The sequence below is a fragment of the Azospirillum sp. TSO22-1 genome (genome assembly GCF_003116015.1).
In the GTDB taxonomy this organism is placed as follows: Bacteria; Pseudomonadota; Alphaproteobacteria; order Azospirillales; family Azospirillaceae; genus Azospirillum.
Genome location: NZ_LGQZ01000124.1, coordinates 1 through 8633 on the forward strand (window position 1 = coordinate 1; position 8633 = coordinate 8633).

Annotated in this window: 7 protein-coding genes; 3 read left to right on the forward strand and 4 right to left on the reverse strand. The window is 71.3% G+C overall.

Annotated features, from left to right (window positions below; translation table 11 throughout):
* Positions 1-46 precede the first annotated feature (46 nt).
* From TSO221_RS27560 to TSO221_RS27575, 4 genes are all read right to left on the reverse strand, one after another.
* Positions 47-1342, reverse strand: coding sequence for a ChaN family lipoprotein (locus TSO221_RS27560; RefSeq protein WP_247878303.1), 1296 nt, complete (start codon positions 1340-1342; stop codon positions 47-49).
* Positions 1288-3438, reverse strand: coding sequence for a PAS domain S-box protein (locus TSO221_RS27565; RefSeq protein WP_109121718.1), 2151 nt, complete (start codon positions 3436-3438; stop codon positions 1288-1290). Before TSO221_RS27565 ends, TSO221_RS27560 begins: the two co-directional genes overlap by 55 nt.
* Positions 3439-3460: 22 nt before the next feature.
* Positions 3461-3943 (reverse strand): rhodanese-like domain-containing protein, encoded by a 483-nt coding sequence (locus tag TSO221_RS27570; protein ID WP_158284231.1) that lies wholly within the window; start codon positions 3941-3943, stop codon positions 3461-3463.
* A 207-nt stretch (positions 3944-4150) separates the two neighbouring features.
* On the reverse strand, positions 4151-4834 hold the full coding sequence (locus tag TSO221_RS27575) for a hypothetical protein (protein WP_109121720.1): 684 nt from the start codon (positions 4832-4834) through the stop codon (positions 4151-4153).
* Positions 4835-5076: 242 nt separating this feature from the next.
* On the opposite strand from TSO221_RS27575, the gene TSO221_RS27580 reads away from it, so the two are divergent.
* From TSO221_RS27580 to TSO221_RS27590, 3 genes are all read left to right on the forward strand, one after another.
* Entirely contained in the window at positions 5077-5493 is a 417-nt protein-coding gene (locus TSO221_RS27580) for a bacteriohemerythrin (RefSeq protein ID WP_109121724.1), read from the forward strand.
* A complete protein-coding gene (locus tag TSO221_RS27585; protein ID WP_109121721.1) occupies positions 5474-6691 on the forward strand; it encodes an EAL domain-containing protein in 1218 nt (405 codons plus the stop codon). Before TSO221_RS27580 ends, TSO221_RS27585 begins: the two co-directional genes overlap by 20 nt.
* A gap of 277 nt (positions 6692-6968) precedes the next feature.
* Positions 6969-8540: a HAMP domain-containing sensor histidine kinase gene (locus TSO221_RS27590; protein WP_109121722.1), complete on the forward strand. Its 1572-nt coding sequence runs from the start codon at positions 6969-6971 to the stop codon at positions 8538-8540.
* The last annotated feature ends 93 nt before the right edge of the window (positions 8541-8633 follow it).

Genomic DNA, 8633 nt, shown 5'->3' on the forward strand with positions numbered 1-8633 from the left:
GCGGGGATGACGTATTGAAGAACTTCAAGCCGTCAGGCAGACCAATCTACGGCTGCTGTGCCGGGAACTTCGCCACGAAGGTGCGGGTCTTGCCCTTGCGCTTCACGGTGATCGGCATCCAGGTGCCGGGCGCCTGGCGCTGCACCACCGCGGTCACCTCGGCGAGGCGGTGGATCGGGGTGCCGGCGGCGGTCTCCAGCACGTCGTCCACGGCGAGGCCGGCGTGGGCGGCGATGCTGTCCTCGCCGATGCGGACGATGCGCAGGCCGTCCTTGCCCGGCTCCAGCGTGACGCCCAGGCGCGGCTTCGGCGCCGTCGCCACCTCGTCGGTCGGCGCCAGCCCGAACACCGCGTCGGCCACCGTGCCGTCGAGCATCGCGCAGGTGCGCGCGCCGTCCCACGGCAGCAGCACCGCAGCACCGCCCACGCCCAGCGATTCCAGCTGGTGCGGGATGCCGAAGCGCTTCTCGATGTGGCCATAGCCGACGATGGTCACCACCGTGCGGCCGGTCTCCTTGCGGTAGGACGCGATGCGCTCGGCCATGGCGCGGTCCCACACCGACTGCGCCTCGACGAAGCGGCGGAACTCCGGCGCGTTGCGGTCGGGCCCCTTGGAGGCATCCGATGGCTTGTCCTTGCCGCCCTCATCGTGCATGCCGAGCGCGGCGGCAAGGTAGTCGATGTAGCCGGCGGGCGGCGGGGCGGGGTTGCCAACGCCCTGGCGCTCGGCCTCCGGCACGGCGGCCCAGCCTTCCTTGCGGGTGCGGCCGACCAGCCCGCGGTCGATGTTCACCGCCAGCAGCGGCACCCGGTTCATACGGACGAAGTGCAGGATCGGCAGGTAGAGCTGCGGGTCCATCCCCCACAGCGTCGCCCAGTCGGTGTCGCGCAGCATCTCCGCTTCGCTCAGCTCGCCGGCCACCCAGCGGTCGAGCGCCGCCTGCTTGGAGCGCGGCAGCATCTCCAGCCCGATGGCGATGTTCGGGTTGAGCGCGTGGATGGCGGTCAGCGTCTGCAGCTGCCAGCGGTGGTGCTCGAAGCTGTCGTGCCGCTCGCCCAGGAAGACGGCTGGCGCCGCCGCTGTCCGGCGCAGCACGGCGTCGGTTGTGAGGCGGCCGCCGCGCGCGTCGTGCCAGCGTCCCGGCGTAGCGCAGGTGGTGTCGCTCCCGGCGGCCTGCTGGGTGGCGGGGGAGGGGGACTCGACGGCGGCGGAGGCGCAGCCCGCCAGCAGCAACAGGGGAAGCAACCGGGTCAGCACGCGGATCTCCATGGGGGAGGCGGCGCCGCTCAGGCCCGGCGGCGCGCCGGTTCCGCGATAGCAGGCGGCGGTGCGTCCTCGCAAGGGAAGAAGATCTCCACCCGCGTGCCCCACGCCGGGCGCGACCGCACCCGGATGGCGCCGCCGTAGCGCTGGACGATGCCGTGCACCGCCGACAGGCCTAGGCCCTTGCCGTCGCCGACACGCTTGGTGGTGAAGAACGGCTCGAAGATGCGCGGCAGGTTCTCCGCCGGAATGCCGCAGCCGGTGTCCTGCACCACCAGCCGCACCGCGCGGCCGGAGGGCACGTGGCCGACCTCGACGCTGCGCAACGCCTCGTCCGTGGGCTCGGTGGGCGACTCGGCCCCGCCGTAGCTGCCCTCGTCGGCGGCGTCGGCCAGGGTCTCCACCGACACGGTCAGCGTGCCGCTCTCGCCCATGGCGTCCACGGCGTTGCGGCACAGGCCGTCGACCACCTGCTCGATCTGCTGCGGGTTGGCGCGGACGACGCACGGCGCCTCGGTGATCCGCGCCTCCAGCGCCACGCCCGTGGGCGCGCTGGCGCGCAGCCGGTCGACCACCGCGCGGGCGGTGGTCTCGACGTGCGCCGGCTCGTCCGAGTCCTCGGGCGGCTGGCTGAAGGCGAGCAGGTCTCGGACGATGGCGGCGGCGCGCCAGCCGCCGTCCAGCACCTCGCTGAGGTGCTTCTGCACGGGGTGGTCGGGTTCGACCTCGTAGGCCGCCGCCTCGGCGCGGGCGAGCAGCGAATTGAGGATGTTGTTGAACTCGTGCGCCGCGCCGGCGGCCAGCGTCGCCACCGCCTCCATGCGCTGCGCCTGGTGGTAGCGCTCGGCCAGCAGCAGCTGCTCGTGCTCGGCCTTCCGGCGCTCGGAGATGTCGCGGATGATCGAGGTGGAGAACATCGCCCCGTGCGAGGCCCAGTGGGCGTTGGTGAACTCGATCGGGAACTCGCGGCCGTCCTGGTGCCGGCCGTAGGTGGTGATCAGCCGGCCGCAGCTCTCGTACCCCTCGCCGCCGCCACGGCAGACCAGGCAGCGGGCGTGCTGGGTGCGGTGCTGGGGCGGGATCAGCCGCTCGATCGGGCTGCCCAGGATGTCGGCCTCGCGGTAGCCGAAGGCGCGCTCCGCCGCCCGGTTCCAGAAGATGATGCGGCCGTCCTCGTCGGCCGAGACGATGGCGTCGGTGGCCGATTCGGCAACGCGGCGGAACTGCTCCTCGCGCTCGCGGGCGGTCTGCAGGGCGCGCGTCACCTCGCGCCTGAGCCGCTCGGGCGAGGCCAGCAGCACGTACATCAGCAGGCCCGTGGCCAGCGCCAGCAGCACGCCGATCATCCAGATCGCCGCCGACGCGGCCCCCGCCGCCGGCCAGCCCTCGCGCGGCATGACGGCGAGCTGCCAGTTGCCGGTCGGCAGGCTGACGTCGAGCAGGACGGGTTCGTGCTGGAACAGCGCGGCGTCGCCGAAGAAGTTGGCGCCGCCCTCGCCCAGGCCGTCGGCGCCGCGCAGCGCGACGTCGTACTCGGCGCTGGCGGGCAGCAGCCCGCCCTCGCGCAGCAGCGGCTCGAGGTCGAGGACGATGGTGGCGAAGCCCCAGAACCGGTCCTCGGGGCCGCCCGGCGTGCTGGACAGGAAGATCGGCAGGCGCGCGATCAGCCCGGTGCCGCCCTGCACCAGCGCCACCGGGCCGGCGACGACGAACAGGCGCTGGGCGATGGTGCGGTTGACGGCGTCGCGCCGCGTCGGGTCGGCGCGCAGGTCGTGGCCCTTGACCTGCTGGTTGTTGGCCAGCGGGTAGACGTGCGAGACGATGCCCTGCGGGGCGAGCTGGAGGCTGCGGATGCCGTCGATGCCGGTGTTGGTCATCGCCTCGGCGAAGGGCTCGAAGCCCTCGTCCAGGCGGTTCATCTGGCTGCGCGCGAAGGCGGACATGCCGTAGACCAGACGCAGCCGCTTGTTCAGCGCACCTTCCAGCTTGGCGCGCAGGACGCTGGCGTAGAGCACCGCCTGCAGGCGGTTCTCCTGCTGGTAGCGGGCGCGCTCGAAGGTGTCGAGCACGCCGACGGTGGCCAGGATGAGCAGCGAGGCGACCAACGCGCCGACCACCGCCCGGATGGGCATGCCGACACCCCTGCGCGCCATCATGCGAGTGTGTCCGTTCATGCCCTGGAGCCCTTCCTGGCGGTTATCCGGCCTCCGCCACCATGACGGGCGGGAAGCCGTAGTCCTGCGCCGGGCGCAGCCGTCGCCGGCGCGGCGTTTCGGCTGGATAGCCGGCGGCGATCCAGCCGGTCAGCCCGGCCGGCAGCCAGCACGCCCCGCCGTAGCCCCAGCTGTGCACCCGGCGCACCGCCACGGCCGCGTCGTAGGACCCGTGCCCCTCGCCGTAGAAGACCATCGGCGTGTCCTTCTTGGCGAGCCGCGCCAGGTCGAACTCCCGCAGCTGGTCCATCTGCACGTTCAGCGCGCCGGGGATGCGCGAGGCCCGCCATTTCGGCCGGCAGCGCACGTCGCAGATCAGCGCCCCGCGCTCCTTCAGCGCGCAGGCCACCTGGGCATCCACCGCGGCGATGGCTTCCAGGACCCTCGGCGAGGGTTCCGGCATGCCGTTCACCTGGCCGCCGACCAGCTGGAGCAACGGCTCGAGCGGCAAGAGGATTCTCTGCATGGGGTTTCCCTCCAGTGGCGCCGCACCGTGCGGCCGCTTTCCGGGGGGCATGGAAGCAATCGGCGTGCCTGACGCGAGTCCTTGATTTTCCGCCGTTTTTCGGCAGCCCGGTCCTGTCGCGCGCCGCCGGCGCGGGAAACATTTCCGAGTCTGGGAAGGGGCGTTCCAACATCTGGTGTGCCATCGGGGACTCACGCGCAAGCGGGATCAGGACTTGGCGGCGGTGTCGAGCATCACCGGCGCGTCCTCGCGGAACTCGCTGCGCCACTTGGCGCGCCGGGCGCCCAGCTCCTCCCAGTTGCCGGGGGGCGGCGTGACCTTGAACGACCGGCTGGCGTCCGCCTTCACGAAGTCGGCGACGCGCTCCAGCCGGCCGTCGGGCACGAAGCTGAGCAGGCTGTCGACGATGTTCGGGCTGGTCACGTCGGCGCCGCCGACCGTGTAGGCCAGCAGCGCGTCCTTGACCTGGCAGCCGAGCGCGAAGCCGGTGGCGTCGGCGCCGCCGCGCCGGGCGTGGAACTCGTACAGCGCGCAGGGGCGGTCGGCGTCGGCGCGCAGGAGCAGGCGCTCGAACGTCCAGCCGTTGGCGGCGGCGTAGCGCAGCGCGGCGAACTCGCCCGACCGCCCGGCGGCCGAGCGCGAGAAGGCGAGCAGCGTCGCCTTGTCGGCGGCGGACAGCCCGTCGAACACCTTGGGCGCGATCGCCGGGCCGAAGGCGACGCCGACCTCGCCCATGCGCGCCCAGTCCTCCAGCCCGGGGGAGGCCTCCACCCGCGGCAGCAGCGCCGCCTCGCGCGCCGCGGCGTCCTCGGCGCGGTTGCCGGAGGTGGTGGCGTTGCAGCCCGCCAGCAGCAGCACGGCGATCGGCAGGGCGGGCAGGAACCGGGGCATGGGGCGCATCCGCGTGGCTCTGGGCAGTCTCGACAATGGTTCGGACTGGCTCCCGCCACAAGATGGACGCTGGGTCATACTTGGGGAGGGCAAGACCGTCCATTTTGCCATGCAACGGACGTGCCGCCACGCGCGCGTTATCCACATTCGTTTCGCCGCATCGGGGCGGCAGGCGGCGGCACGGCAATTGCTTTGTTACGGGTGAATGAACATACGACGGGCCGTGCAAGGGGAGGCCGGACATGAACGAGATCTTCGCTTGGAAGCCGGAGATGAGCGTCGGCCGCGATCAGCTCGACCGCGACCACAAGAGCATCATCAAGGCCCTGAACGAGCTGTCGGCGCTGCGGGAAAACCACGACGACGACAAGGTCCAGCCGGTCCTCAGCCGCCTGCTCAACTACACCGTCTCGCACTTCGGCCGGGAAGAGGCGTGGATGCGCGAGATCGGCTTCTCCCGGCTGGCGGAGCACGAACGGCAGCACGACGCGTTCATCCAGAAGATCCAGTTCTTCCTGGGCGAGTACCGGGAAGGACGGCGCTCGATGCTCGCCGCCGAGATGGCGGAGTTCCTCCGCTCCTGGCTGGTCGAGCACATCATGAGCGAAGACAAGGCCTACGCGGCCGAGGCGGTGTCCCATGGACCAGCTGACGAATAGGGCCAATTTCGAGGATCTGCTGCGCATCCAGCTGAAGGACGGCGACGTCGCCACCTTCGACCGCCTGCACGTCATCAGCCTCGACCAGGTCGCCGCCGCCTTCGGGGCGGAGTGGGGCCGCATCCGCGAGCGCGCCATGGCCATCGCCGAGCGCGTGCTGACGCAGAGCCTGACGGCGCGCGACGGCTATCTGATGCAGGACGACCGCTTCGTCGTGATCTTCGCCGGCCTGTCGATGGCCGAGGCGTCGATCAAGGCCAATCAGGTCGCCCGCCGCATCCGCGAGAAGCTGATCGGCGCCCAGGGTACGGCGATGAACGGCATCGACATCGCGGCCTCGCTGCTCGACGTCCGCCAGCTCGGCGAGGGTGCGGCGGCGAGGCTGCCCCGTGGGGCCCGCGCGTACCACCACGCCGTCAGCGACGAGGAGCGCCTCGGTAACGCCGACAATCTGGTGCGGCGGGTGCTGAACTCGGTCGAGATCTCCTACGTGCCGGTGTGGTCGCTGCAGGCGCAGCAGGTGTTCGGCTACCGCCTCTACCCGTCGCGCGCGGTGCGCGGCAAGGTGGTGTCGGGCGAGGCGATCCTGATCGAGCGCGCCTACGACCCGATGGTCGCCTACCTCGACCTGTTCATGTTGGAGACCGCCGCCGACATGATCGCGCGCGGCCTGCACAACGACGCGCAGCTGGTGGTGCCGGTCCACATGGGCACCTTCCTGAACGAGGGAAAGCGCGAGTTCGAGCAGTTCGCCATGACCCTGGCGGCCGATCCCTGGCGCCAGTCCATCGTCTACGAGCTGATCGGCGTCAACGACGACACCTCGCGCGCGGTGCTGGAGAACGCGCTGCGGCTGCTGTCGCCGTCGGCCAAGTTCATCATCGTCCGCTGCGAGACCGAGGCGTCCAACATCGAGTACGTCAAGGACCTCGGCGTGCGGCACCTCGGCATCAGCCTGCACGCGGCGTTCATCTCGCCGTTCGGCAAGAAGACGATCCGCAAATACATCTCGCACTTCGGCAACGATTGCCTGCGGCGCGGCTTCCACACCTTCATCTGGGGCGTCGATACGCGCCTCGACGCGCAGCTTTCCATCGGCGCCGGTTACGCCATGCTGGCCGGCAGCCTGTTCGGCAAGCCGCGCGAGCAGCCGATCCCGCCGTACCCGGTCAGCCAGCGCAGCCTGTTCCAATCGTGAGAATCGCCGCTCCGGTTCCCCGATGCGGGAACGCGTCTCCCAGATGCGGGAATTCCGCCGGGCGCCGGAACGGCCGCCGCGGGCGGGCGTTGCCCGGCGGCCGGGCGGAGGCCGGCCGATATCCGGCATTTGAGGCAAGCCGGGAGCAACATTGTCGCAGCCGTGGAATTACGCCGAAGGCCATAATTGGTTGGCATGCGGCATGCTCTCACCGTTCCGGTCGGCCGGACTCCGCCCGCGAGGCGGGCGTTCGGACGGGTTGAGGAGGCATCACCCTTTGTCCAGCATCGAGGCAGTGCAGCGCGACGACGGCGCCCCGGGCTTCGCCGGCGGAACCCCCGCCGGGGTGGGGCTCGCGCGGCTGGGCGCGGCGCTGCGCGCCCGCACGCTGGCGGCCAAGGCGCGGCTGCTGTTCGCGGCCGTCGGGCTGCTGGTGGTGCTCGCCATCGGGCTGGCCGTCGTCTACTACCAGCGCGCCGAGACCGAGCTGGCCCACGTCAGCACCATCGAGCACCTCGCCTACGGGCTGGTCAGCGTGTCGACCCAGGGCGAGGACCTGACGCGCGACCTGACCATCCCCGGCGACATCGGCGGGTCGAGCGCGCGCGGGCTGGCCGAGCACTGGATGGCCGACCTCGTGCTCATGCGGCCGGAGGGGCTGCTCGCCGCCGCCCTCGACCCCCGCGAGGTCGCGCTGTTCGAGCACGACATCCAGCGTCTGGAAGGCCTGCTGAGCGGGGGCATCGAGACGCTGGAGCGGCTGGAGGCCTTCCGCCTCGAGATCGACCTGGCGGTGCAGCGCTACATCGAGCAGGCGAAGCGCACCCTCATCGAACTGCGCCGCCGCCACCTCGACGAGCTGGAGGGGGCCAAGGCCCGCCGCCAGCAATTGATGATCGTCTTCGTCACGCTGTGCGTCGGCGCGTTCACCGGCATCGCGGTGCTGGGCTGGCTGTTCGTCACCCGGCTGCTGCGCGCGCTGGCGGTGCTGGAGCGGCGCAGCCAGAGCATCGCCGCCGGCGATTACGGCGAACCGATGCCCGCCGGCCGCGACGACGAGGTCGGCCACCTGATCGAATCCGTCAACACCATGGCCTGCAAGCTGGCCGAGCGCGACCGCGAGATCACCGCGGTGCGCCGGCAAACCGCGCAGCAGGAGAAGATGCTGGCGCTCGGCACGCTGGCCGCCAGCATCGCGCACGAGGTCGGCAACCCGCTGCAGTCGATCATGGCGGTGTGCGACCGGCTGGGCGGCTGCGTCTGCGAGGCGCGCTGCGCCCATCATGACGAGGTCGCGGCGCACGTCGACGTCATCGCCGAGCACGCCGCCCGCATGGCCCGCACGCTGGAGGAGGTGCGCGGCTTCGCGCGGCCCAGCGAGCCGGAGACGCAGCGCTTCGACCTGAACCGGGTGGTGGAGCGCACGCTGCGGCTGATGCGCTTCGAGCCGCGGCTGGCGAAGATCCGGCTGTCCACCGAGACGGCCGAGGAGCCGCTGTTCATCCTGGGCGTGCCGGACCACGTGGTGCAGGTGGTGATGAACCTGCTGATCAACGCCGCCGACGCGGTTGATCCGGAACAGGGCGCGATCACCGTCGCCGCCCGGCGCGCCGGCCACCACGTCGTCCTGTCGGTGTCCGACAACGGGCCCGGCATCCCCGAGGCCGTGCGCAAGGCGGTCTTCGAGCCGTTCTTCACCACCAAGCCGGAAGGCAAGGGAACCGGCCTGGGGCTCAGCGTTTGCCGTTCCATCGTCAAGGACCACGGCGGCCGGATCGAGATCGTCAGCGCGCCCGGCGAGGGCGCGACGATCCTGATCCGCCTGCCCTACAGCGGGTGCGAAGCATGAGGGTATTGGTCGTCGAGGACGAAGTATCGTTCCGCCAGGTGCTCATCGAGCAGATGGGCAAGGACGGCATCGAGGGGGTTGGGGTGGGCTCGG

Coding starts and splice junctions, on each gene's coding strand:
- TSO221_RS27565 (WP_109121718.1), bottom strand. CDS start 3,438: ATGAACGGACACACTCGCATGATGGCGCGCAGGGGTGTCGGCATGCCC.
- TSO221_RS27570 (WP_158284231.1), bottom strand. CDS start 3,943: ATGCAGAGAATCCTCTTGCCGCTCGAGCCGTTGCTCCAGCTGGTCGGC.
- TSO221_RS27575 (WP_109121720.1), bottom strand. CDS start 4,834: ATGCCCCGGTTCCTGCCCGCCCTGCCGATCGCCGTGCTGCTGCTGGCG.
- TSO221_RS27580 (WP_109121724.1), top strand. CDS start 5,077: ATGAACGAGATCTTCGCTTGGAAGCCGGAGATGAGCGTCGGCCGCGAT.
- TSO221_RS27585 (WP_109121721.1), top strand. CDS start 5,474: ATGGACCAGCTGACGAATAGGGCCAATTTCGAGGATCTGCTGCGCATC.